Raw genomic sequence first — 23,019 nt, forward strand, 5'->3', positions numbered from 1 at the left:
ACACGAAGTTCATGCATATATGCAGATCGAAATTCACTGGAGGGGCAGGTGGCAGAGGAAGAAGACGGGGACCGCTACCGCGCGCCGGCGCTGGACAAGGGGCTGGACATTCTCGAATTGCTGTCGGGCGTCGACGGCGGGCTGACGCAAGCCGAGATCGCCAAGCGGCTCGACCGCAGCCCGAACGAGTTCTACCGCATGCTCGACCGCCTGGTGCGACGCGGCTATGTCACCAAGATCGACGGCGACCGCTATTCGCTGACGCTCAAGCTCTTCGGGCTGGCGCAGCTACACGCGCCGGTGCGGCGGCTGGTGTCCTACGCGACGCCGATCATGCGCGATCTCGCCGAAACCTCATGGCAGGCCAATCAACTGGTGGTGTTCGACCGCGGTGCCGCTGTGGTCATCGCGCAGCAGGAAGCGCCGCGCTACTGGGGCATCTCGATCCGCGTCGGCTCGCATATCAGCCTGTTCGATACCGGCTCCGGCCATGTGCTGCTTGCCTTCCGCTCGCCGGAGGAGCGCAAGATGATGATCGCCGAGCATCTGCAGAGCACCGAACAGCTCAATCTGACGCCGGAGTTCTTCGCCCGCCTCGACCAGGTGCGCGACCGCGGCTACGAGATGATGGCCTCGCTGCAGACCGCCGGCGTCTACAATCTCTCAACGCCGGTGCTCGGGCCTGACGGCAGAGCCATCGCGGCGCTCACCATCCCCTATATCACCCTCGTCAACGCTCCCTCGGCGCCGGACATCACGCTGACGATTCGGCACCTGCAGGACGCCGCCGCAAGGCTGTCGCAGCTTGCCGGGTCGGATGTGCCGCAATCGTCGTAATTTCTTATTTGAATAATGGCTTTTTAGGCGGGATATTGTCTGGCACAACGGGAGGAGACGCCGCCATGATCATCGACACGCATCTGCACCTCATCGACCAGGCCGCCCTGCGCTACCCGTGGCTGGCCGGCGTGCCGGCGCTGAACCGCGATTTCTCCTACCAGGAATATGCCACCGACGCGTTGCGTTCCGGCATTGAGGCCGTGCTGCATATGGAAGTTGATGTCGACCCCGCCGACATCGCCGCCGAGACCGCCCATGTGAAGTCGCTCGCCGGCCAGCCGGGCAGCCTGCTGCGCGGAGCGATCGCCTCTTGCCGGCCCGAGGAGGCCGGCTTCGAGGCCTATCTGGAAACGGTCAAGGCCGAGCCCTTCGTCAAGGGTTTCCGCCGCGTGCTGCATGTCGTGCCCGACGATGTCTCGGAAGGGGCGCTGTTTCGCCGGAACGTCAACCGGCTGGCCGACACCGGCCTGACCTTCGACCTCGTTGTGCTGCCGCATCAGATCCCGAAGGCCATCGCGCTCGCCGATCTCGCGCCCGACGTCCAGTTCGTCCTCGACCATTGCGGCGTGCCCGACATCAAGGGCAATGCCGAGCATCCGTGGCGTGAGCATATGGAGGCCATTGCGAAACGGCCCAACGTCGTCGGCAAGATCTCCGGCGTCGTCGCCTATGCCGACCCGGCGACCTGGACGGTCGATACGCTCAAACCCTATGTCGAACACACGATCAGCAGCTTCGGCTGGGATCGGGTGATCTGGGGCAGCGACTGGCCGGTCTGCACGCTGGGCGGCGGGCTGACCACCTGGATCGCCGCCACGCATGCTCTGCTGGCCGGGACGAGCGAGTCGGAGCGGACACGGCTGCTTTCGGGCAATGCGCGCCGGCTGTGGCGGATATAGACGTCACGCTCGCCGAGCGTCGCGGTGGCAATCAGCACGTCTAGCCGGCGGCGGCCGGCGCGAAACTCTCACGGAACAGGCGATTGATGTCGGCGACGACTTGGGCGGCGTCCTGCCCGCCGGCAAGACCTTCATTGATGCGATCGGAGGCCTGCTGCTGGAACGCCATGTAGCCGTCGTGGCGCGGGCGCACCCAGGCGCCTTCGAGGGTCGCGCGCGTGTCGCGATAGAAGTCGCCGGCCGCGGCGTTGACGGCATCGTCCTCCCAGGCGGCGGCATGGCCTGGCTGGCCGCCCGCAGCGGCGTAAGGGCCACGCTGCACGTCGCCGCTGGCGATCCAGTAGACGAAGTCGATGGCCGCCTCGCGTTCGGTCGAAAAGGCGGAGACGGCGATGCCGGTTCCGCCGAGCGCCGAGCCGACCGGGCCATCGCCGCCGACGACCGGCATGTCGGCAAAGCCGAGACGATGCGGCCGGAAGCCGGCGACCGCATAGGGGACATAGCCGTAGATCAGCGGCGCGCAGCCGATGCGCGATTCTGATTCCGCCATCCTTTCGAACACCGCGATCGGATCCATCGTCAGGCATGCGGGATCGATCAACGCCGCGATCTCGCGCAGCATCTCGAAGGCGGTTTCGCCGGTCTCTTGGTCGACCAGATCGCTCGGCCCGTCGACCGCGCAGGGCCGGCCGAGCTCGGCGGCAAGGGTGTAAAAGCACATCAGCGAATGCGGCGGCCTGAGCGGCAAAAGCACGCGGCCCTGCTCGGCAAGCGCCAGCACTTCGGTCCAGATTCTTGGCGCGGCCTCGATCAGGTCGGGGCGCCAGGCCTGCACCTGGGTGGCAGCATCGATCGGAAAAGCCCATTGCCGGCCCTGCCAGGTGTAGCTCGGGTAGGATTTCCCGACGCTGCCCCTAGCCAGCGTCTCGCGCTCCGCCTCGCGTCCCGGCACATCGAGCGGCGCCAGGCATTTCTCGGCAGTGATCTGGCCGACATGCGGATGGTCGATGACGATCAAATCATAGGCGCGGGCGAGCTCTTCCACCGGGAAGGACTCGAAATCCTGCAGCGATCGCTTTTCCCATTCGACCGAAACGCCGGTCTTGTCCTTCCACAGCGCCGAACACGCCACCATCGGGTCGTAGCCGCGCGGGTGGCTCCAGGTCATCCCTTTCAGCCGGATCACAGGCCGAACTCCGCGCGGATCTTTTCGCTGTGCTCGCCGATGCGGGGAGCGGCCCGATCGCCCTTGGCGCGCGCGCCGTCGACGCGCAGAGGCGAACGCGTGGTGAGGATCGAGACATTGTCCTCGCGCGTCACGGTCTGCAGCATGTCGAGCGCCTTGAAGCCGTCGTTCTCCATCAGTTCCGGCCAGGTCAGCACCTTGGCGCACCAGATGTCGGCGGGCTCGAGAATGGCCAGCCATTCGTCGATGGTTTTTTCCCCGATGCGTTTGGCGATGATCGCCTTGATCTCGTCGCGGGCGGTGAACCAGGTCGCGGGCCTGTCGCGGAAGGAGTCGAGCTCGGGCAATTCGAGCAGATCGGCAATCTTCGGGATCGGCGTCATGGCGATCGCCAGGTAGCCGTCCTTGGCCGGATAGACGCCGTAAGGTGCCGAGAGATAGGCATGGGCGCTGCGGAAGGACGAGCGCTTCGGCTGGCGGCGGCCGTCATTGAGATGCGTGGTCAGCACTTCGAACTGGAAATCGACCAGCGCCTCGAGCAGGCTGGTCTCGACATGGCCGCCCTCGCCGGTGATGCCGCGCCGCACCAGCTTGGCGAGGATGCCTTGGGCGCAGGCAGCGCCCGCCAGCATGTCGGCGATCGCCAGGCCGAACGGCACCGGCCCCTGCTCCTCGTCGCCGTTCAGCCACATCACGCCGGAACGCGCCTGGGCGAGCAAATCCTGCCCCGGGCGTTTCACCCAGGGGCCGTCCTCGCCATAGCCGCTGATCGAAGCATAGACGAGCCGCGGGTTGATCGCCCTCACATGCTCATAGTCGAGGCCGAGCCGCTCGATGACGCCCGGCCGGAAATTCTGGATGAGCACGTCGGCCTTGGCGATCAGGCCGCGCAGCGCGGCGAGGTCGGTCTCGTTCTTGAGGTCGACGGCAAGGCTCTCCTTGCCGCGGTTGATGGCGTGGAAAATGGTGGAGTCGCCGCCGATCTCGGTGTCGCTGAGATAGAGCCGGCGCGACAGGTCGCCACCGTCCGGCCGCTCGATCTTGATGACGCGCGCGCCAAGGTCGAGCAGGCGAAGCGAACAGTAAGGCCCCGACAGGAACTGACTCATGTCGATGACGATGAGGCCGGTCAGCGGAAGTTCGGTGTCAGCAGCCACGATTCACTTCTCGGTCTTGCCGACGAAATCGGCCGGGTTCTTGTATTTCACCGTCTGCAGATGCTCGCAGTAGAGCACCAGCTCTCCTTCACCCTTGAAGACTTCATAGCTGGCGCGGATCAGGCCCATGTTCCGGTAGCGCGGTTTTTTGTCGAGGTTGGTGCGGATCGAATAGATGGTGTCGCCGATGAAGACCGGCTTGATGAAGCGGAGCTTGTCGTAGCCGTAGGAGAAAGCGTTGACGCAGTTGGTGGCGACGAGACCGAGCCCGGCCGAAAAGACGAAGGCGCCGGCCACCAGCCGCTTGCCGAAAATGCCTTCCTTTCCGGCGAACATCTGGTCCTGCACGTAAGGGTGGATATCCAGCACCAGCGCATTGAACATATGGCTTTCGCCCTCGGCGATGGTGCGGCGGAGCGAGCGGATTTTGTGGCCGGGCTGCCAGTCCTCGTAGAACCAGTTTTCCGAATTCCAGACGGGGATGTCGGCATGCGCCTCAGGCATATCCGCTGGATGCGTCGAAGCAACACCGATGGTCGGCGAGAATTCGCTCATGCCTCGCTCCGGGGGCTACCGGCGCGGTCTGCAAGGCGGTTCCAGGCACGATGCCGGATGGCGAGATGCATGATCGCTTTCCTCCCGTCAGTTTTCTTTTGTAAATAATATTTTCACATATGGGATTGCCTTGCAAGCGACGATCGGCGAAATTTTTGGAAAGCCAGTACGGGCGGAGGAGCCGCCGGCAGCGGAGGAGACCGACAGAAGGGCCTGTGTTGTCTCTGTCGGCAGCCTCAAGCGCGAGGCGCCCTATTTCCACAGGCGCGCGCGGCGTCGGCCTCGGCGTCTATGCCTTGGACGAGGCGACACTTGCCGTGTGGAAGCTGGCGTTGCTTAGTGGCTGACCCGCACGAACGAGCCGGTATAGGTCTGGCCGGCAAGCACGTAGGTGACGTTGAGCGTTCCCGGCGACACCATCGTGGCGGTAATGTCGGCGCCGTTTGGCAGGCGCCCGAGCTTCAATGTATTCCCGACGATCCGGCCGGAGCCATCGGCGACGCCTGGCTTGTTGTCGGCGAGATCGCCCCATGCGTAGCTGACCGTCACCTGTCCGGCCGAGGACACGGTCAGCACGGCCAGCTTGCCGTCATACATGCCGTTGAGCTGCCCCGCCCATATACCGGAGAAGGCGGCGTATCTCGCCGGAACGCCCTTGGCGGGCGGAACGACCGCGACCGTCTGATCGAGTTCAGCCGAATTCGGCAAGGCCGGAGCGGGAGCGCCGGCCGGAGCGGGTTGCGGGTCAGCAATAGGTTGCGCACCAGCAACAGGTTGCGCACCAGCAACAGGTTGCGCACCAGCAACAGGTTGCGAACCAGCAACAGGTTGCGTGTCTGGAGTCGACTGGCAGGCGGCAAGCATGGCCACAACGCCCAGCATCGGCAAGAGACTGCTTGATCGTGCAAGCAGTCCGGATCGAACCCGTCCCTGCGCCAGTTTCCCACCCCAAACCGGAATTCTCATAAGCATCCCTCTGACAGGAAGCCCCTTAGCCTAGTTGCCGCCGCCGGCATAGGGATTTCCTCGAGCGCGGTCCTCTCCGCTCAGCACGAACCACCTGGCTAGCAAATCGTCGCCGAGACGCCGTGGCGCGAAGCGATCGAAGGCGCCAGCGAGACGGACACTCCGTCTATTGAGCCGGCGCGCCGCCGGGGATCAGCAGAAAGCCCTGTTCGCCGGTCGAATACCACAATCCCAGATACAGCAACGCCAACAATATCGCGACGATCACCGCAATCCGGACCAGAACGCGCATGATGTTGTCACCTGTTGCGCCGGCATGTTCCCGATTCATATGCCGAAAATGCGGCCGGTAAAATCTTCGAGACCTGCGGTTCCGCGTCGACGGCTCTTATGCCGACCTGCTAGCTCTTTTCGCCGGATACGACCTGTGTCGCTTCCGTCCGGGCAGCTTTTCCAGGGACGACAGCTCCACTTGCTCGCATCCATCGGGCGCTGTCGGTGGCGTGATGCCGGAACTCCCGCCGATGCCCCGCGTTCCCAAGAAACCAGCAGCGACTGCGCTTCACCGATTCGAGCAAAGATCGTTCGTCGATTTCCTTCGAGAAGAATAAGAGCACGGAGTTTCAGCCATGGCTTTCACGCTTGAGAGTCCAGCCTTTGAAACCGGGCAGGCCATTCCCGAGCGCTATGTGCGCAACGGAGGCAACTTGTCTCCTCCCCTGCAATGGAAGAACGCTCCGGCCGGGACCAGAAGCTTCCTGCTTGTCGTCGAGGATCCCGATGCGCCGCGCGGCATGTTTCGCCATTGGGCGGTCTATGACATCCCCGCCGGCCGGGACAGCCTGCCGGAAGGCGCCGCCGGACCGGAAAGTTTCCGCCAAGGCGTGAACGACTTCGGCAATGCCCATTATGACGGTCCCCAGCCGCCAAAAGGGCATGGCGTCCACTATCACTTCCGCCTTTCAGCGCTCGACGTGGAGACGCTGGAATCCGGCGGAGAAACGGCAATCGCCGACCTTCTGGCCCATGCGGGACCGCACATGATCGCCACCGCCGACCTTGTCGGCACATATGAAAGCCGCTGACGCGCGATCCGAAGCGGCTTGTCGGCGTTCGATCATGCCCTCCGTTCGAACAAGGAGAAAGACAATGCCGGACAAGAAAACCATCGAAAAGGCGCGCAAGGACAAGCGCGAAGGCAAGTCGGCAAGCACACAGGCCGGCGAGTTCGTTCACGCGGAAATCGACAAGGTCCGGCAGGGCGAACATGGCGCCCGCTCCACCAAGCAGGCGATCGCCATCGGCCTTTCGGAGGCGCGCCGCGCGGGCGTCGACCTGCCGCCGCCCAAAAAAGGCGACGTGAAGGAGAGCACGCGCAAGAGCGCCAAATACGCTTACGAGGCAGGCCAGGGCGAACGGAAGCCGAAGCGACGGCCGAAGGTCGCGAAGGCGGTGTCGAAGGTGCTCGAGGGCGAGCCGAAAAGCACCGCCTCCCGCAAGGCCCTGTCGCGGCAGGCCAAGAGCGCCGCATCCGGCCGCACGGCCGCAGAGCGGTCGGCGGCGGCCAGGAAAGCCGCGCAGACCAAAGGCGCCGCCGGACGATCAGCGGCGGCGCGCAAGGCAGCCAGAACCCGCGCGGAGCGCGGTTAGCCGCAGGATGGGTAGCAGATCTGTAGGCAGGATTCTGCGTCGAGCCTATACCAGCCGGAAAATGGCTTTGCGTCCAGGCCGCTCCTACGGGCTCGGGCGCCGCGCGCGTGAGCAGCGGTGACGATTTCTGCCGCTAAGAAATCTGCTCAGGAAAGACTGTTTGGTGGAGCCAATCGGAATCGAACCGACGACCTCTTGAATGCCATTCAAGCGCTCTCCCAACTGAGCTATGGCCCCACTCCCGGCAGTCAGCCGGCGCCGTTTCCGGCGAAGAGATCCGGCGCGGTTGGGAACCGCGCCGTCGTTTAGTGCTGGCGGCTTCTAGCGCCGCCTTCGGTCAAGATCAAGCCTCGAAAGACCGCTTTTTCGTCACAGGCGAAAATCGCCGGCAAACGATCAGAATCAGACCTCGTCCTCGTCGTCGCCGACGCCGATCATGTCGGAGACGTCGTCGTCCTCTTCCTCTTCGTCGGCAAGGAAGGTGTCGTCTTCATCATCGCCGAGATCGACATCGTCCTCGTCGTCGCCGAGATCGGGAAGATCGTCGCCGCCGCCCTTGGCCTCGTCATCGGCTTCCTCGAGCGAGACGACTTCGGCGCCTTCCTCCTCGTCGCCGTCCAGTTCCTTGTCGGCGACCTCCTCATCCTCCTCGAGGGCGGAGATCTTGCCTTCCTCGAAATAGGAGCGCGGATAGCTCTTGCCGGTATAGGGCGAGACGATCGGGTCTTTGTTCAGGTCGTAGAATTTCCGACCCGTTTCGGGGTCGACACGCTTGGTGCCAAGTTCAGCTTTTGCCACGTCAGGCCTCGTCAAAAAAAGAATGGTCCCCTTAACCGCAGTTTTCCGCGCTGTCAAAGCCAAAAGACATGCGCCCGAAACCCGCTTTTCAAAGGCTTGCGCCAAGGGGATGACCATTGCCCCGCGCCGTGATACGAGACCGCCGCATCATGACGAACCGGGCCGGCCAGCCGGCCTTTCATTTGGAAGACAAAATGTCTCATTCCGCCGCCGCTAAACCAGCCACGGCCCGCAAATCCCCTGCCCTTGCCGGCACTGCGCGCGTGCCGGGCGACAAGTCGATCTCGCACCGTTCCTTCATGTTCGGCGGCCTTGCCTCCGGCGAGACGCGCATCACCGGCCTGCTCGAAGGAGAGGACGTGATGCGCACGGGCGCGGCCATGAAGGCGATGGGCGCGCATATCGAGAAGAACGGCGCCGAATGGGTGATCCGCGGCACCGGCAACGGCGCGCTGCTGCAGCCGGAAGGGCCGCTCGATTTCGGCAATGCCGGCACCGGCTCGCGGCTCACCATGGGCCTTGTCGGCACCTATGACATGGAGACGACCTTCATCGGCGACGCCTCGCTGTCCGGCCGGCCGATGGGCCGCGTGCTCGACCCGCTGCGCCAAATGGGCGTGCAGGTGCTGAAGGCGGCACCGGGCGACCGCATGCCGATCACATTGCGCGGCCCGAAACACGCCGCGCCGATCACCTATCGCGTGCCGATGGCGTCGGCCCAGGTGAAGTCGGCGGTGCTGCTTGCCGGCCTGAACACGCCCGGCATCACCACGGTGATCGAGCCGGTGATGACCCGCGACCATACCGAAAAGATGCTGAAAGGCTTTGGCGCCAATCTGACGGTCGAGACCGACGAACGCGGCGTGCGCCACATCTTCATCGAGGGCCAGGGCAAGCTCACCGGACAGACGATCGCCGTGCCCGGCGACCCCTCTTCCGCCGGCTTCCCGCTGGTGGCCGCGCTCATCGTGCCGGGCTCGGATATCGTGATCGAGAACGTGCTGATGAACCCGACGCGCACGGGACTTCTGTTGACCCTGCAGGAAATGGGCGGCCGCATCGACATCCTCAACCCGCGCAATGCCGGTGGCGAGGACGTCGCGGATTTGCGGGTGCGTTCCTCCGACCTCAAGGGCGTCGTCGTGCCGCCGGAGCGAGCGCCGTCGATGATCGACGAGTATCCGGTGCTGGCGATCGCGGCGAGCTTCGCCGAGGGCGAGACGCTGATGCAGGGGCTGGAGGAATTGCGCGTCAAGGAATCCGACCGGCTGGCGGCGGTCGCCAACGGGCTCAAGCTCAACGGCGTCGACTGCACCGAGGGCGAGGCCTCGCTTGCGGTGCGCGGCAGACCGGGCGGCAAGGGGCTCGGCGCCCACCCCAACGGCCAGGATACGGTGGTGAAGACGCATCTCGACCACCGCATCGCCATGAGTTTCCTGGTGATGGGGCTGGCGACGGAGAAGCCCGTGACCATCGACGACGCCAACATGATCGCGACGAGCTTTCCGGAGTTCATGGGACTGATGAAGGGGCTGGGCGCGGAGATCGAGTGATCCGGGCTCGGATCATTCGCTGTAAAGGAAGTATTGATCTGCGGCCCGCATTATTCCCACTGGCAGGGTATGCCGTGGATATTGCGAATTGTTTTTGGCTGATGGGAAAATCACCACCGTCAAGGAATTAACCGACGGTCGATTTGCGTATTCACGCGGGCCGACGAAGCCCGCCGCGATTGTGACCAAAGAGCAACTCGAAGAGATCCAACGCCTTAACGCGATACGTATCGCGCTTCCGGCTCTCGGAGCCGTCATCATTTTTATCCTCACTAAGGACGACCTTCCGCTTCTCGCGTCCGTGACGGTCGGTGCGGTTGCGGTCGCGCTTAGCGTTTATGTCGTTACCGCGATGACAAATCGAATTGCGCAGATATTGAACGCAGCTCCGCACGAGGCAGCATTACCTACCCGCATCCCTCTTTCGGCGTTCTTTGTTGATCTCTTGAACTCCAGCAGTAACCTCGATGTGCTAGTGGGCAAATGGTTTTGGGGCTGCATGTGCATCGCTTCCATCGTGGTGCCACCGGCAAAGTACCTAAAGTCCGAGAACATCGGTTGGACCGATGCCGTCGCCATGTTGGCATTCGGCGTTTTTTCCTACGTCTTGTTTAGAGCGTTTTCGGCGGAGCGCCAGCGCAGGAAAGGTGCAGCAGTTACCGACAAGGCCTGATCGTAAGCGGTCAATTTCATCCTTGATTTAAGGCCGCGCCTCGGCTTCAAGCACTAGCATGCTGACCGCTGACCTAGAAGCTGGTTTCACCATCGCCATCGACGGCCCCGCAGGCGCGGGCAAAGGCACACTCGCCCGCCGGCTCGCCGATCACTACCGGCTGAACCTGCTCGACACCGGCCTCACCTATCGCGCGGTCGCGCACAAGCTGCTCGAGCTCGGCCTGCCGCTCGACAATGTCTCGGCGGCCGAAACCGCGGCGCGGCAGGTGGACCTCTCCAACCTCGACCGGACAGTGCTTTCGGCGCATGCGGTGGGCGAAGCGGCATCGAAAGTCGCAGTCATCCCCACGGTGCGGCGTATCCTGGTCGAGAAGCAGCGGGCCTTCGCCAAGGCGCCGCCGGGCGCGGTGCTCGACGGCCGCGACATCGGCACGGTGGTGTGTCCCGACGCCGACATCAAGCTCTATGTCACGGCGAGCGCCGAGGTGCGCGCCCGGCGCCGGCTGGCCGAGATCGAGAGCATGGGCGGCAGCGCCGACTTCGCCACCATCCTCGCCGACATCGAGCGCCGCGACGAGCGCGACATGGGCAGAGCCTCCTCGCCGCTGAAGCCGGCGGCGGACGCGCACTTGCTTGATACCAGCGAAATGGCTATAGAGGCCGCGTTTCTGGCGGCAATGGCGATCGTTGACGAGGCCCTTGCCAAGAGAAACAAGGCCTGATCGGGCTTTTTCGGTTGCCTTGAGCGGCGAAAATACCCATATCGGGCACGAACCAGCCTGCCAGCATTCTTCATGCGCCGGACTTGCCGCTCGAACAGCGGCCAAGGGCTCTTCAGCCCGGAACGCCGGCAGGCTCACGCAACGCTAACCCACGGCGCCCGCTCCGCCATCGCGCGGAGCATTCCAGGAGAAACAATGTCAGTAGCTAATCCGTCTCGCGACGATTTCGCGAGCATGCTCGAAGAATCATTCACCGCCGGCCATTCCGGCGAGGGCCAGGTTGTCCGGGGCACGATCACCGCGATCGAAAAGGACATGGCCATCATCGATGTCGGCCTCAAGGTCGAAGGCCGCGTGCCGCTGAAGGAATTCGGCGCCAAGGGCAAGGACTCTTCCCTCAAGGTCGGCGACACCGTCGAGGTCTATGTCGAGCGCATCGAGAACGCGCTTGGCGAAGCCATGCTGTCGCGCGAGAAGGCTCGCCGCGAGGAGAGCTGGGTGCGTCTCGAAGAGAAGTTCACCAAGGGTGAGCGCGTCGAAGGCGTCATCTTCAACCAGGTCAAGGGCGGCTTCACCGTCGACCTCGACGGCGCCGTGGCGTTCCTGCCGCGCAGCCAGGTTGATATCCGCCCGATCCGCGACGTCACCCCGCTGATGCACAACCCGCAGCCCTTCGAGATCCTCAAGATGGATCGCCGCCGCGGCAACATCGTGGTGTCGCGCCGCACAGTGCTCGAGGAGAGCCGCGCCGAACAGCGTTCGGAAATCGTGCAGAACCTCGAGGAAGGCCAGGTGGTCGAAGGCGTGGTCAAGAACATCACCGACTACGGTGCGTTCGTCGACCTCGGCGGCATCGACGGCCTCCTGCATGTCACCGACATGGCATGGCGCCGCGTCAACCATCCGACCGAGATCCTCAACATCGGCCAGACGGTCAAGGTGCAGATCATCCGCATCAACCAGGAAACCCACCGCATCTCGCTCGGCATGAAGCAGCTCGAGTCGGATCCGTGGTCGGATATCGGCACCAAGTTCCCGATCGGCAAGAAGATCAAGGGCACCGTCACCAACATCACCGACTACGGCGCGTTCGTCGAGCTGGAGCCGGGCATCGAAGGCCTCATCCACGTTTCGGAAATGTCGTGGACGAAGAAGAATGTGCACCCCGGCAAGATCCTGTCGACGACACAGGAAGTCGACGTGGTGGTGCTCGAGGTCGATCCGGCCAAGCGCCGCATCTCGCTCGGTCTCAAGCAGACGCTGGAGAACCCATGGGAAGCCTTCGCGCGCAGCCATCCGGTCGGCAGCCAGGTCGAGGGCGAGGTCAAGAACAAGACCGAGTTCGGCCTGTTCATCGGCCTGGAAGGCGACGTGGACGGCATGGTGCACCTGTCCGACCTCGACTGGACCCGTCCGGGCGAGCAGGTCATCGAAGAGTACAATCGCGGCGACATGGTCAAGGCGCAGGTGCTCGACGTCGACATCGAGAAGGAGCGCATCTCGCTCGGCATCAAGCAGCTGGCCCGTGACACGGTCGGCGAAGCGGCCAGCAGCGGCGAGCTGCGCAAGAACGCCGTCGTCACCTGCGAGGTCATCGGCGTGAAGGATGGCGGTCTGGACGTGCGGCTGGTCGACAGCGGCATCGAGACCTTCATCAAGCGCTCCGACCTTTCGCGCGACCGCGACGAGCAGCGCCCCGAGCGCTTCACCGTCGGCCAGAAGGTCGATGCCCGCGTCATCGCCTTCGACAAGAAGACCCGCAAGCTGCAGGTCTCGATCAAGGCGCTGGAAATCGCCGAGGAGAAGGAAGCGGTCGCCCAGTACGGCTCGACCGACTCCGGCGCCTCGCTTGGCGACATCCTGGGCGCGGCGCTGAAGAAGCAGGGCAACTAAGCTCGCTTCCACACCAAAAGAAAAACCCCGCCGGAGCGATCCGGCGGGGTTTTTCTTTTGTCGGGATATCAGAGCAATTCCAGGAAAAGAGTCAGCGGTTTTCCGTCCGGAATTGCGTAAAACAAGAGATAGAGTTCAGGCCCGGCCGTAGAGCGGAACCAGCGTGCCGCTCATGGCCTGGTTAGCTGGCGAGGCGAGATAGGCGATCGCTTCGGCCGCGGCCTCGAGGCTGACCCATTTGCTGAAATCGGCGTCCGGCATACTGTCGCGATTGGCCTGCGTGTCGAGCGTCGAGGGCGCCACCGCATTGACCAGGATGCCCTTGTGCTTCAGCTCCTCGGCCATGGCGACCGTCATTGCCGCGACCGCCGCCTTGCTCGCGGTGTAGGCGACCATGCCGGAGCCGCGCCTCGGATCGAGGCCGGCGCGCGCGGTGACATTGACGATGCGGCCAGCCGTGTTGGACGCCAGCATCGAGCGCACCGCGGCGCGGCTGCACAGGAAGGTCGTGCGGGCGTTGGTGTCCATCATTTCGGCGAAGGAAGCCGACTCGATCTTTTCGACCGGCGCCATGGTGAAGCCGCCAGCGAGGTGGATCGAGGCCCAGAGGTCGGGGACCTGATGGTAGAAGGCTTCGACCTTGGCCGAATCCGAAAGGTCGACATTATGCGCCAGATGCACGCTGGCGTGGGCTGCGTAAGGAAAATGCGGCGGGGCCGCCGCGTGGGCATTGGGCACGTGGCAGATCGCGCCCTGCTCCAGCAATCTGCCGACAACCGCGCCGCCGAGCGCCCCAGTGCCGCCCGTGATCACGATATGCCTGCCGTTAAGCGTTTCCGTCATACTTTGACCGCTCCTGTCATTTTCTTATGATTATATCTCGGGTTATGCCGCCCCAGGCTCGAACGTCGCGCCTTTCGCGTTGTCACTCAATTGAAATATCGACATGGCTGGCGCAGCGTCTTTGCATGTGTCCAGCGCCCCGGACAATTTTCGTCAGACCAGCGGCCAGCCATCCAGTATGGCGTCCCAAAGCAGACGCTCGTCCGTCTGCGGACGCCGTACCTTGTAGTTGAGCTTGTGCAGCCAGAAGCCGTCATACATGGCGCGATGCCTCACTTCGTCGAAAGGCTTCAAGAGCTGCCATTGCAATTCGTGCGGCCTGTCCGCGCCAACCTGCGGCATCTTCAGGAAGTCCTGCCTCAGCTTCCCATGCAGCAGCAGAGAAGCCTCGATGTGATGCGGGAACATGAAATACTGGAGAAGCCGATCATATTCGCGCCAGTAGTCGGCGAGGCCATGGAGCACCGTCTCGACCAGAGGATGTCCCTTGCGCGCGTGGATGAACCAGGTCTCCACCAGCCGAGGCACGCGGTTGGTTTCGCGAAGGATATAGAAATCCTCGCGCTCGATCTGTCGCGGCACGGGCTGCCTGAGCAGAATGGTGGCGTCGAGCCAGGTGCCGCCGTGCCGCAGGAGCAGGCTAAGCCGGATGAAGTTGGAGAAGTGCTGGCTCTTCATCAGCTGACGCCGGCGCTTGTCCCAGATATGGTCCGGCAGATCGACATAGTCTGTCACGGTGGTGTCATCGAGGACGATGAGATCGCGGTCGCCCTTATACCGCTGCACCGAGCGCATGCAGGCCTTCACCAAGGGCGGCGCGTTGTCGGGGCCTTGCGCCCAATATTGCCAGATCGGACCCAACCCGCCTTCCGGCATGCTGGTCGAGCACCATTGCGAATGATCGACAGCGACGTTCCGGGCGCGCTGGTCCCTGCGCCGGGCCAGGTTCATGTGGGTTTTGGCGGCGCGCTTGCGCACCCACCACGGCAAGTCCGGCGAAGACGCCGCCCAGCGCAAGGGCGCCAGGTGACGGCGCCTGAGCGGATCGTCGAATGGCGGTTCGGTGAAAAAGGCGCTATCCGGGCCGTCGTCCCCCGATGGTGCCATAACGATCAATCCACCGAAATCTCGATGACGCGCGGCTTGCCGGTCGCCCGCGCGCGCTTCAGCGCCCCGGCCAGGTCAGCGGTCCCGGTCAACCGCTCGGCCGCGATGCCATAGGCCTCGGCGAGCTTGCAGAAATCCGGCGGCGCCGGCGACACGCCGACGGGCTCGACACCGACATCGAGCATCGAGGTCTCGATCTCGCGATAACCGCGATTGTTCCAGACGACGAAGATCACCGGCGTCTCGGCATCGAGCGCGGCGCCGATTTCCGGCAAGGTGAACTGGAAGCCGCCGTCGCCGGTGAGGCACACCACGGGCGCTTGCGGAACGGCGAGTGCCGCGCCGATCGCCGCTGGCGGACCGTAGCCCAGCGCGCCGAAGCCGGTCGCGGCGTTGAACCAGCCACCGGGACGGTCGTGGTCGTAATAGAGGTTCGCGGCGTAGATCGGCTGGGTCGAATCGCCGACGATAATGGCGCCCGGCAGCGCGTCGCGGATCGTCTCCACGGCACGAACCTGCGCCAGGTATTCGGGCCTCAGCTCGGCCAGCGCTGCTTTCCGTGCGGCGGCCGCGCGGGCTTCGCCGTCCTTGGCCGCGGGATGGCCCGGCCCGATTGCCGCGAGCAAAGCCTCGATCCCTTCGGCGCAATCAGCCTGGATGCCTACCGTGACCGGCCGGCGCGCGATCTGGTCGGCGCCGATGTCGATGCGGATCAGCTTGTTCGGCAAGACGAAGCCGCCGTCGCCATAGCCGTCATAATCGGTCGGGCCGAACTCGGTGCCGGCCGCGACCACCAGATCGGCGTCCGCCATCAGCGCGCGCACCGCCTTGAGGCTGGGGCTGGCCGGCACGCAAAGCGGATGGCCATGCAAAAGGCCGCGCGCATTGGCAGTCTCGACAACCGGAGCGCCGAGCGTTTCGGCCAGGCGTCGCAGCGCCGCGTCGGCCTTCCTGGCGCCGCCGCCCGAAAGGATCAGCGGCCGGCGTGCAGCCTTGATGAGCTTTGCCGCTTCCGCAATCGCCGCTGGGGCCGGAGCGGGCGGCGCGGCGTTGCTCAGCGCCGCCGCGATGCCGTCGGCGGGCTTGACCATGACGTCGGTGGGGATCTCGATATGCACCGGCCCCGGCCGCGCCGACGAAAACAGCGCGAAGGCACGGGCGAGCGCGCCCGGCAGTTGATTAGCCTCGGTGACGCGCTCTGAGAACAGCGCGACCTTCTCCATCATGCCGCGCTGGTCGGGCAGCTCATGCAGAAAGCCCAAACCCTTGCCCAGCGTATCGGTGGCGTTGACGCCGGAGATGACCAGCATCGGCACCGAATCGGCGCGCGCCTGGCCCATGGCGGTGATGGTGTTGGTCAACCCCGGTCCGGTGATGACGAAGGCGACGCCAGGCCGGCCGCCGGCGCGCGCATAGCCGTCGGCCATGAAGCCGGCGCCCTGCTCGTGGCGCGGCGTGACATGGCGGATCTTCGAACGCGCCAGCCCGCGATAGAGCTCGACCGTATGTACGCCCGGAATGCCGAAGACGGTGTCGACGCCATGCGCTTCGAGCAAGGTGATCAGCGCTTCGCCGATGGTGGTCATCAATCTCCTCCCTTTTCCGGCGCAAGGCCGAGCTCGGCCTCTATGGCTTTGATGCCGATCGCCGCCAATTCGCCAGGCGAGAACATCTCGCCGGCCAGGCAGCCTTCGATCCAGAGCCCGTCGATGATCGCGTTGATCGAGATGGCATGGTGGCGCAGTTCGCTTGCGTCCGGCTTGCGCCGTTCGGCCGCGAGCACTTCGGCCACGACGGCTTCCACCTCGTTGCGAAAGCCGAGATAGCCTTCGCGGTGGGCGCGGGCGAGCGTCGGATCGGCGCCGGCACGGCCGATGAAGGTCGCCCAGAGCGAAAACACCCGCTGGTCGATGATCGGCGCGTTGAGATTGGCGGTGACGAAGGCGGCAAGTCGCTGGCGCGGCGAGGCGTCTTCCATGAGCAATGCCGCTTTCGCCTGCTCTGTCATGCGGCCCATCAACGCCGCATAGGCCTCCTGCAGCAAATCTTCCTTGCCGGGGAAATAGTGGCGGATCAGCCCGGCGGTGACGCCGGCGCGCAAGGCGATGGTGCGAACGGTGGCGCCCTCGAGGCCATGTTCCGCCACGCTGTCCAGGGTCGCGTCGATCAGGTCCTGCCGCCGCCGCTCCTCGCCCTCGCGGCGGAACTTGCGGCGCGCATTCATTGGCGCAGGATCGGCCGCGTCAGGCATGTCGGGCCGCCTTCGCAGGCGATGCAGAGCGCATCCGCCTCGAAGATTTCGACCGTGCAGCCGGCGGCTTCCATCGCGGCTTTGGTCTTGGGAAAGCCGGCCACGGCAATGACCTTCAATGGACTGGTCGGCAGCACATTCAGGCTGAGGCCGTTGGAGGCGGCGAACTCTTGCGCATCGCCTTCGACCAGGCGGATGCCGCGCGCCTTCAGCATCTGGTAGAACGGGGCCGGCAGAAGCGGCGAATAGACCAGCGCGAGGTCGTCGGCCAGCGGGCTGATCACCGACATCAGATGCAGGCACGCCTCTTCGCCCTGCCACAGCGGCAGGTCGAAGCCGTAGACGGAAATACCGAGCGGCGTCAGCAGGTTGGCGACCTGCTGGATGCCTTGCTGGTTGGTGCGCACGCCGCGCCCGATCGCCAGAGTGCGGGCATCCACCCATACACAGTCGCCACCCTCGACCTGGCCGGGCGCCTCGACGCGGCCAAGGACCGGAATGCCCAGCCTTCTATAGGTTTCCTCATGCAGCGAAGGCTCTTTGGCGCGCAACGGCTTGCCCATGGACAGGATCAGCGCGCCGCGGTCGGTCATCAGCGACGGGTCATGCGTGAACACCGAATCCGCGAGACCGTCGGCCTTGTCCTCGATCCATTCGATTTCGGCGCCGGAAGCCGACACCAGCTCGGCAAGGAGCGCATGCTGCATTGCTGCTTTCGCCGGGTCGAAACCCGGGCCATAGTGCCAGGCGGCCCTGTCGGCGCCGCGCATGGCGTTGGCCGCCGAACGCATCAGCACGCGCCGCAACGGCGCCGCCATGGACTGTGATCCGAAAGCGCTCATCGATGCCCTTCTAAGATGAAAAAAAGCGGAAAAATTTCATGAAAGGCTATTTATACACTTGCACAACAACGCCGCAAGTGCCGTAATGAGCGGGATTGACGGGCTCGCGCTGTCGGGTCCATGCTGAAATCTGGAGCGGCAGTACAGCGTATGTTGATTAGCCGGATGGACGTTCGACGACCTGCCTTCGACCATAGAGAGGTCGCCCGGTGAGCGTGGCAGACGCTGCCCCAGTCCAATCCGGCAAGGCGCAAAGCGCCGCCGCCGAAGCCATCCATGTCGAGAACCTGCACAAGAAATTCGGCCAGTTGCATGTGCTGAAGGGCGTTTCGCTGTCGGCGCGCGACGGCGAGGTGGTCGCCATCATCGGCGGCTCCGGCTCCGGCAAATCGACGCTGTTGCGCTGCATCAACTGCCTTGAGAATCCGACCAGCGGCATCATCCGCGTCAATGGCGAGGAGATCAAGCTCAAGGCCGACAGCCACGGCCATACCGTTCCGGCCGACCGCCGGCAGATCGAGCGGATCCGCTCGCGGCTCGGCATGGTGTTCCAGAATTTCAACCTGTGGAGCCATATGACGCTGATCGAGAACGTCATTGAGGTTCCGGTGCATGTGCTGGGGGTCAAGCGCGACGAAGCGATCGCCCAGGCCGAGAAGCTGCTCGCCCGCGTCGGGCTGGCGGAGAAGCGCGACGTTTATCCGGCCTTCCTGTCCGGCGGCCAGCAGCAACGCGCCGCGATCGCCCGGGCGTTGGCGATCAATCCGCGCGTCATGCTGTTCGACGAGCCAACGTCCGCGCTCGATCCGGAGCTGGTCGGCGAGGTGCTGAAGGTGATCGGCGACCTGGCGCGCGAGGGGCGCACCATGGTGCTGGTGACGCATGAAATGAAGTTCGCCCGCGAGGTCGCGACGCATGTCGTCTACCTCTACAACGGGCTGGTCGAGGAGGAAGGTCCGCCGGAACAGCTGTTCGGCGCGCCCAAATCCGAAAGGCTCAAACAATTCCTCCGCAATGTCGGCTAGGGGCCGGCATCAAGCGGGGCGAAAACCGGGAACAACAACAAACTGGGAGTCCTGACATGAAGACTGTTCTCAAAACATTCGCGGCAGCGCTGCTTCTCGGCGTCGCGGCGATGGGCGGCGTGGCCAAGGCCGAGCAAGTCAAGATCGGCGTCGCCGCCGAGCCCTATCCGCCTTTCACCTCGCCCGACGCCAGCGGCAAATGGGTTGGCTGGGAAATCGACTTCATCGACGCCGTCTGCGCCGAAGAGAAGCTCGACTGCGTCATCACCCCGGTCGCCTGGGACGGCATCATTCCGGCGCTGACCACCAAGAAGATCGACCTTATCGTCTCCTCGATGTCGATCACCGCCGAACGCGAGAAGACGATCGACTTCTCGGACAAGTATTACAACACCCCGACCGCGATCATCGGACCGAAGGACCAGAAGTTCGGCGCCACGCCGGACGATCTCAAGGGCAAGGTGATCGGCGTGCAGGTGTCCACGGTGCATGCGGTCTACGCCAAGAAGCACTTCACCGGCGCGCAGGAAATCAAGGAATACCAGACGCAGGACGAGGCCAACAACGATCTGGCCGCCGGCCGTCTCGACGCGGTGCAGGCCGATTCCATCGCGCTCGGCGAATTCCTGAAATCCGACCAGGGCAAGGCCTGCTGCGACCTGAAGGGCATGGTTGCCCCGGACGACGAAGTGCTTGGACCGGGCGTCGGCGCCGGCGTGCGCAAGGAAGACACCGCGCTCAAGGAAAAGATCAATGCCGGCATCAAGGCGATCCGCTCCAACGGCAAATATGACGAGATCTCGAAGAAGTATTTCGACTTCGACATCTATGGCGGCGCGCCGCAGTCGAACTGAGCCTCTAACCAATGAGTGAGGGCATGGCGTACGCGCCATGCCCGACCTTGCCACGCATGCCTGCCGCGGGCCTCGACGCCAGCGGCTAGAGCAATTCCAGGAAAAGTGTGAGCGGTTTTCCGTCCGGAATTGCGTGAAACAAAGAAATAGAGTGGTTCGCCGTTTCCGTGAAACGGCGAACCACTCTTGACAGCAATCCGGGGGCGAAGCTGATCGACGCCTTTCTTCCGGCCTCCGCGGCCGGCATTTTCGAACTCCTGTCACCCGTGGCGCCCGGCTGGGGCGCCACGCTGCTGGTCGGGTTGCTGCATTCGCTGGAGATCGCCATCGGCGCCACCTGCCTCGGCCTGCTGATCGGCACTGCCGGCGCGTTCGGCAAGCTCTATGGCGGGCCGGTGACGCGCGATCTGCTCGCCGTCTACACCACGGTGGTGCGCGCGGTGCCGGAGCTGGTGCTGATCCTGCTGCTCTATTATGCCGGCACCGACCTCATCAACCAGGTGCTGGCGGCGATGGGCTACAGCCGTGTCGACATCAGCGGGCTGGCGGCCGGCATTTTCGTGCTGGGTTTCGTCCAGGGCGCCTATTCGACCGAAGTCATCCGCGGCGCCATCCTCGCCATCCCGCAGGGCCAGATCGAGGCCGCCCGCGCCTACGGGATGTCGCCAGGCCTGATGCTGCGACGCATCACGGTCCCGGCGATGCTGCCTTTCGCCATACCCGGCCTTGCCAATTTGTGGCTGATCGCCACCAAGGACACCGCGCTGCTCGCCGTCGTCGGCTTCTTCGAGCTGACACTGGCGACGCGCCAGGCAGCCGGTGTCACCAAAGCCTATCTGATCTTCTATCTCGCGGCCGGCGTGCTTTATCTGGCGGTGACGCTCTTCTCCAACCTGGTCATCGGCCGCGTCGAGGCCTGGTCGCGGCGCGGCATGCCCTCCGTCAAGGAGGGGCGCTGATGTCGGCCGAAGCCACCGCGATCAACATGGCGGCGTGGGCCTCGATCTGGCTCAAGCCGCACCGCATCGTGCTCATCCTGATCGCCTCGGCGCTGGTGCTCTGCGCGGCCTTCTTCATGCGCTGGGACTGGCTGCCGCAATATTGGGAAATGGGCCTGATGGGCATCTGGCGGGCGCTCTGGATCCTCGCCGTCACCTGCGCGCTGGGCTTTGCGCTCGCCGTGCCGCTCGGGCTCGCCCAGGCCGGCGGACCGATCTGGTTCTCGGCGCCGGCGAAAATCTTCTGCACCGTCATCCGCGGAACGCCGCTGCTCCTGCAGCTCTGGCTGCTCTATTACGGCCTCGGCTCGATCTTTCCGCAATATCCGTGGATCCGCGAATCCTGGCTCTGGCCGTATCTCAGACAGGCCTGGCCCTATGCCGTGGTGGCGCTGACCTTCTCCTTCGCCGGCTATGAGGGCGAAGTGATGCGCGGCGCCTTCGCCGGCGTGCCGCGCGGACAGCTGGAGGCCGCCCGCGCCTTCGGCATGAGCCGCTGGAAAATCTTCCGCCGCATCTGGCTGCCACAGGCCTTCTACCGGGCGCTGCCGACCCTGACCGGCGAAACGGTGCTGCAGTTGAAGTCGACACCGCTGGTGGCGACCATCAGTGTCATCGACATCTTCGCCGTCTCTTCCAAGGTACGGCAGGACACCTACCTGACCTACGAGCCTTTGCTGCTCCTGGCGCTGATCTATATGACGATCACCGGCATCCTGGTCTTCGTGTTCAGTCGGATCGAGGCGCGGATTCCGGTGAAGATCGGTTAGCGAATAGTGAGTAGCGAATAGCGAGTAGTTTCTTTATCTCCCCCTACTCGCTATTCCCTATTCGCTACTCGCTACAGGGCAACTCCGATGCAACTCACTCTCGACCAGGCAACAGGCCTATGCCGGATGGCGGCGCTCGGCGCGGGCGCCAATGAGGAGGCGGCGCAGTCGCTGACCGCTTCGATCATCGCAGCCGAAGCCGAGGGCCTGTCGACCGTCGGCCTGTCGCATTTCATCGATTATCTGGAGGCGCTCGAAGCCGGCCGCATCGACGGCAATGCCGACCCGGTGATCACAAGGCCGGCGCTCGCCGTCTACCTCTCCGATGCGCGCGGCGGGCTTGCCCATACCGGCTTCGACCGCACGATTGACGACCTGGTCAAGGCGGCAAAACTGTTCGGCGTGTCGATCTTCTCGCAGAAGAACGCCTATACATGCGGCGCGCTCGGCTATTTCACCGGGCGGCTGGCCGAACAGGGGGTGGTGTCCTTCGCCGCCACGAACGGGCCGGCGGTGCTGGCCGGCTCAGGCTCGGTCAAGCCGGTCTATTGCACCAACCCGATGTCCTTCGCCTCGCCCGCCGCCGACGGGCCGCCGCTGGTCATCGACCAGTCGTCGAGCGCGACAGCCTTCGTCAACATCCGCAAGGCGGCCGAGGACGGCAAGAAAATCCCCGAAGGCTGGGCGCTCGATGCCAGCGGCAATCCGACCACCGATCCGGCGGCGGCGATGAAGGGCGCGATGCTCGCCTTCGGCGGCCAGCGCGGCGCCAACATCGCCTTGATGGTCGAGGTGCTGGCCGCCGGCATTTCCGGCGCCAACTGGTCGCTTGATGCGCCCTGGTTCACCGGCGGACCGGACAGCCCCGGCACCGGCCTGTTCGTACTGGCCATCGAGCCCAAGCTGCTCGATCCGGATTTCGAGCAGCGCATGAAGGACCAGCTCGAGCGGCTGCGGCGGCGTTATGGCGTGCATATTCCCGGACGCTCGCGCGCCGAAGCCGCGGAGAAGGCAAAGGCGAGCGGCATCACCACGTCCAGGGCGGTTGTGCAGCGCATTTCGGAATTCGCCGAGCGTTACTCGGCCTGATTTTTCCAACGCTATTGAACCTTTTCCCGACCTGACGCGACCCACATCCGGCACCCCTCGCCGCGAGCCGCCTTGGTTGGCCTCGTCCGGCTCGCGGTTGGCGGCGCCGCGCCGGGCGTTCAGGGCGGGGGCGGGCGTGCTTGCTTCACGCCACCTTGATACCGTCTCAGGTCAGGCCGCCTCGTTGGACCCTGTTTCGGCGTGGAACTGCCCGGAAACCCCGCTTCGGCGGGGTTTTCTGTTTTCTTTCAAACGCGGCGGAGCGGCATTCCGGGCAAGTTCAAAAACAGGACAATGGCGACTTCCGGTCGCTCTTTGCCTTTGGCGAGAAACGGATTAAGAAACG

Annotated in this window: 24 protein-coding genes and 1 tRNA gene; 13 read left to right on the plus strand and 12 right to left on the minus strand. The window is 64.4% G+C overall.

The window, feature by feature from the left end; all coding sequences use genetic code 11:
• The first annotated feature begins 48 nt into the window (after window positions 1-48).
• Window positions 49-837, plus strand: coding sequence for an IclR family transcriptional regulator (locus EN852_RS18690; protein ID WP_127876378.1), 789 nt, complete (start codon window positions 49-51; stop codon window positions 835-837).
• 65 nt (window positions 838-902) lie between these two features.
• Window positions 903-1,739: an amidohydrolase gene (locus tag EN852_RS18695; protein ID WP_127876379.1), complete on the plus strand. Its 837-nt coding sequence runs from the start codon at window positions 903-905 to the stop codon at window positions 1,737-1,739.
• A 40-nt stretch (window positions 1,740-1,779) separates the two neighbouring features.
• Here EN852_RS18695 and EN852_RS18700 read toward each other — a convergent pair whose 3' ends face one another.
• The 5 genes from EN852_RS18700 to EN852_RS43190 all read right to left on the minus strand — a co-directional run bounded on the left by EN852_RS18700 (window position 1,780) and on the right by EN852_RS43190 (window position 5,895).
• A complete protein-coding gene (locus tag EN852_RS18700; protein ID WP_127876413.1) occupies window positions 1,780-2,907 on the minus strand; it encodes an extracellular solute-binding protein in 1,128 nt (375 codons plus the stop codon).
• Window positions 2,908-2,921: 14 nt separating this feature from the next.
• A complete protein-coding gene (locus tag EN852_RS18705) occupies window positions 2,922-4,082 on the minus strand; it encodes a CaiB/BaiF CoA-transferase family protein (RefSeq protein ID WP_127876380.1) in 1,161 nt (386 codons plus the stop codon).
• A 3-nt stretch (window positions 4,083-4,085) separates the two neighbouring features.
• Complete coding sequence (locus EN852_RS18710) at window positions 4,086-4,637, minus strand: MaoC family dehydratase (protein ID WP_127876381.1); 552 nt, start codon at window positions 4,635-4,637, stop codon at window positions 4,086-4,088.
• A gap of 336 nt (window positions 4,638-4,973) precedes the next feature.
• A complete protein-coding gene (locus EN852_RS18715) occupies window positions 4,974-5,345 on the minus strand; it encodes a hypothetical protein (protein WP_246694323.1) in 372 nt (123 codons plus the stop codon).
• A gap of 424 nt (window positions 5,346-5,769) precedes the next feature.
• The gene (locus EN852_RS43190; RefSeq protein ID WP_281407796.1) at window positions 5,770-5,895 is read right to left on the minus strand and encodes a hypothetical protein; all 126 of its coding nucleotides are present in this window, start codon (window positions 5,893-5,895) and stop codon (window positions 5,770-5,772) included.
• A gap of 337 nt (window positions 5,896-6,232) precedes the next feature.
• Here EN852_RS43190 and EN852_RS18720 point away from each other — a divergent pair, with 337 nt between their 5' ends.
• Together EN852_RS18720 and EN852_RS18725 are read left to right on the plus strand one after the other, a co-directional pair.
• Window positions 6,233-6,688, plus strand: coding sequence for a YbhB/YbcL family Raf kinase inhibitor-like protein (locus EN852_RS18720; protein WP_127876382.1), 456 nt, complete (start codon window positions 6,233-6,235; stop codon window positions 6,686-6,688).
• 64 nt (window positions 6,689-6,752) lie between these two features.
• Entirely contained in the window at window positions 6,753-7,253 is a 501-nt protein-coding gene (locus EN852_RS18725; RefSeq protein ID WP_127876383.1) for a DUF6496 domain-containing protein, read from the plus strand.
• Window positions 7,254-7,414: 161 nt separating this feature from the next.
• On the opposite strand, the gene EN852_RS18730 is transcribed toward EN852_RS18725, so the two are convergent.
• Window positions 7,415-7,490: transfer RNA gene (locus EN852_RS18730), tRNA-Ala, on the minus strand.
• 165 nt (window positions 7,491-7,655) lie between these two features.
• Window positions 7,656-8,051, minus strand: coding sequence for a TIGR02300 family protein (locus EN852_RS18735; protein ID WP_127866571.1), 396 nt, complete (start codon window positions 8,049-8,051; stop codon window positions 7,656-7,658).
• A gap of 194 nt (window positions 8,052-8,245) precedes the next feature.
• Between EN852_RS18735 and aroA the strand changes: the two genes are divergently transcribed.
• The 4 genes from aroA to rpsA all read left to right on the plus strand — a co-directional run bounded on the left by aroA (window position 8,246) and on the right by rpsA (window position 12,894).
• Window positions 8,246-9,604, plus strand: coding sequence for a 3-phosphoshikimate 1-carboxyvinyltransferase (gene aroA, locus EN852_RS18740; RefSeq protein ID WP_127876384.1), 1,359 nt, complete (start codon window positions 8,246-8,248; stop codon window positions 9,602-9,604).
• 88 nt (window positions 9,605-9,692) lie between these two features.
• Window positions 9,693-10,277 carry a hypothetical protein gene (locus EN852_RS18745; RefSeq protein WP_127876385.1) on the plus strand — a complete coding sequence of 195 codons (585 nt, stop codon included), beginning with the start codon at window positions 9,693-9,695 and terminating at the stop codon, window positions 10,275-10,277.
• A 58-nt stretch (window positions 10,278-10,335) separates the two neighbouring features.
• A complete protein-coding gene (gene cmk / locus EN852_RS18750; RefSeq protein ID WP_127876386.1) occupies window positions 10,336-11,001 on the plus strand; it encodes a (d)CMP kinase in 666 nt (221 codons plus the stop codon).
• A 195-nt stretch (window positions 11,002-11,196) separates the two neighbouring features.
• Window positions 11,197-12,894: a 30S ribosomal protein S1 gene (gene rpsA / locus EN852_RS18755; protein ID WP_127876387.1), complete on the plus strand. Its 1,698-nt coding sequence runs from the start codon at window positions 11,197-11,199 to the stop codon at window positions 12,892-12,894.
• Window positions 12,895-13,029: 135 nt separating this feature from the next.
• On the opposite strand, the gene EN852_RS18760 is transcribed toward rpsA, so the two are convergent.
• From EN852_RS18760 to EN852_RS18780, 5 genes are all read right to left on the minus strand, one after another.
• The gene (locus tag EN852_RS18760; RefSeq protein ID WP_127876388.1) at window positions 13,030-13,737 is read right to left on the minus strand and encodes an SDR family NAD(P)-dependent oxidoreductase; all 708 of its coding nucleotides are present in this window, start codon (window positions 13,735-13,737) and stop codon (window positions 13,030-13,032) included.
• Between the two features lie 153 nt (window positions 13,738-13,890).
• Window positions 13,891-14,844 carry a capsular polysaccharide synthesis protein gene (locus EN852_RS18765; RefSeq protein WP_127876389.1) on the minus strand — a complete coding sequence of 318 codons (954 nt, stop codon included), beginning with the start codon at window positions 14,842-14,844 and terminating at the stop codon, window positions 13,891-13,893.
• Window positions 14,845-14,849: 5 nt separating this feature from the next.
• Window positions 14,850-16,430 (minus strand): 5-guanidino-2-oxopentanoate decarboxylase, encoded by a 1,581-nt coding sequence (locus EN852_RS18770; RefSeq protein ID WP_127876390.1) that lies wholly within the window; start codon window positions 16,428-16,430, stop codon window positions 14,850-14,852.
• Window positions 16,430-17,095: a TetR family transcriptional regulator C-terminal domain-containing protein gene (locus tag EN852_RS18775; protein WP_127876391.1), complete on the minus strand. Its 666-nt coding sequence runs from the start codon at window positions 17,093-17,095 to the stop codon at window positions 16,430-16,432. Before EN852_RS18775 ends, EN852_RS18770 begins: the two co-directional genes overlap by 1 nt.
• Entirely contained in the window at window positions 17,065-17,937 is an 873-nt protein-coding gene (locus EN852_RS18780; RefSeq protein WP_127876392.1) for a dimethylarginine dimethylaminohydrolase family protein, read from the minus strand. The genes EN852_RS18775 and EN852_RS18780 overlap by 31 nt, the downstream gene beginning before the upstream one ends.
• Window positions 17,938-18,146: 209 nt before the next feature.
• Here EN852_RS18780 and EN852_RS18785 point away from each other — a divergent pair, with 209 nt between their 5' ends.
• From EN852_RS18785 to EN852_RS18805, 5 genes are all read left to right on the plus strand, one after another.
• Window positions 18,147-18,962 carry an ABC transporter ATP-binding protein gene (locus tag EN852_RS18785; protein WP_112128289.1) on the plus strand — a complete coding sequence of 272 codons (816 nt, stop codon included), beginning with the start codon at window positions 18,147-18,149 and terminating at the stop codon, window positions 18,960-18,962.
• Window positions 18,963-19,018: 56 nt separating this feature from the next.
• Window positions 19,019-19,816 carry a transporter substrate-binding domain-containing protein gene (locus tag EN852_RS18790; RefSeq protein ID WP_127876393.1) on the plus strand — a complete coding sequence of 266 codons (798 nt, stop codon included), beginning with the start codon at window positions 19,019-19,021 and terminating at the stop codon, window positions 19,814-19,816.
• 293 nt (window positions 19,817-20,109) lie between these two features.
• Window positions 20,110-20,775, plus strand: coding sequence for an ABC transporter permease (locus EN852_RS18795; protein ID WP_189546047.1), 666 nt, complete (start codon window positions 20,110-20,112; stop codon window positions 20,773-20,775).
• Window positions 20,775-21,584: an ABC transporter permease gene (locus EN852_RS18800; RefSeq protein ID WP_127876395.1), complete on the plus strand. Its 810-nt coding sequence runs from the start codon at window positions 20,775-20,777 to the stop codon at window positions 21,582-21,584. Before EN852_RS18795 ends, EN852_RS18800 begins: the two co-directional genes overlap by 1 nt.
• Window positions 21,585-21,671: 87 nt before the next feature.
• Entirely contained in the window at window positions 21,672-22,673 is a 1,002-nt protein-coding gene (locus EN852_RS18805) for an Ldh family oxidoreductase (RefSeq protein WP_127876396.1), read from the plus strand.
• Window positions 22,674-23,019: the final 346 nt, after the last annotated feature.

Origin of the sequence: Mesorhizobium sp. M2E.F.Ca.ET.209.01.1.1 (genome assembly GCF_004010375.2) — a bacterium.
Classification (GTDB): Bacteria; Pseudomonadota; Alphaproteobacteria; order Rhizobiales; family Rhizobiaceae; genus Mesorhizobium.

Bases quoted from the DNA above. Each gene is read 5' to 3' on its own strand.
- EN852_RS18695 (WP_127876379.1), top strand. From the start codon at position 903: ATGATCATCGACACGCATCTGCACCTCATCGACCAGGCCGCCCTGCGC.
- EN852_RS18700 (WP_127876413.1), bottom strand. From the start codon at position 2,907: ATGACCTGGAGCCACCCGCGCGGCTACGACCCGATGGTGGCGTGTTCG.
- EN852_RS18710 (WP_127876381.1), bottom strand. From the start codon at position 4,637: ATGAGCGAATTCTCGCCGACCATCGGTGTTGCTTCGACGCATCCAGCG.
- EN852_RS43190 (WP_281407796.1), bottom strand. From the start codon at position 5,895: ATGCGCGTTCTGGTCCGGATTGCGGTGATCGTCGCGATATTGTTGGCG.
- EN852_RS18720 (WP_127876382.1), top strand. From the start codon at position 6,233: ATGGCTTTCACGCTTGAGAGTCCAGCCTTTGAAACCGGGCAGGCCATT.
- EN852_RS18725 (WP_127876383.1), top strand. From the start codon at position 6,753: ATGCCGGACAAGAAAACCATCGAAAAGGCGCGCAAGGACAAGCGCGAA.
- aroA (WP_127876384.1), top strand. From the start codon at position 8,246: ATGTCTCATTCCGCCGCCGCTAAACCAGCCACGGCCCGCAAATCCCCT.
- cmk (WP_127876386.1), top strand. From the start codon at position 10,336: ATGCTGACCGCTGACCTAGAAGCTGGTTTCACCATCGCCATCGACGGC.
- rpsA (WP_127876387.1), top strand. From the start codon at position 11,197: ATGTCAGTAGCTAATCCGTCTCGCGACGATTTCGCGAGCATGCTCGAA.
- EN852_RS18760 (WP_127876388.1), bottom strand. From the start codon at position 13,737: ATGACGGAAACGCTTAACGGCAGGCATATCGTGATCACGGGCGGCACT.
- EN852_RS18765 (WP_127876389.1), bottom strand. From the start codon at position 14,844: ATGGCACCATCGGGGGACGACGGCCCGGATAGCGCCTTTTTCACCGAA.
- EN852_RS18770 (WP_127876390.1), bottom strand. From the start codon at position 16,430: ATGACCACCATCGGCGAAGCGCTGATCACCTTGCTCGAAGCGCATGGC.
- EN852_RS18775 (WP_127876391.1), bottom strand. From the start codon at position 17,095: ATGCCTGACGCGGCCGATCCTGCGCCAATGAATGCGCGCCGCAAGTTC.
- EN852_RS18780 (WP_127876392.1), bottom strand. From the start codon at position 17,937: ATGAGCGCTTTCGGATCACAGTCCATGGCGGCGCCGTTGCGGCGCGTG.
- EN852_RS18790 (WP_127876393.1), top strand. From the start codon at position 19,019: ATGAAGACTGTTCTCAAAACATTCGCGGCAGCGCTGCTTCTCGGCGTC.
- EN852_RS18800 (WP_127876395.1), top strand. From the start codon at position 20,775: ATGTCGGCCGAAGCCACCGCGATCAACATGGCGGCGTGGGCCTCGATC.
- EN852_RS18805 (WP_127876396.1), top strand. From the start codon at position 21,672: ATGCAACTCACTCTCGACCAGGCAACAGGCCTATGCCGGATGGCGGCG.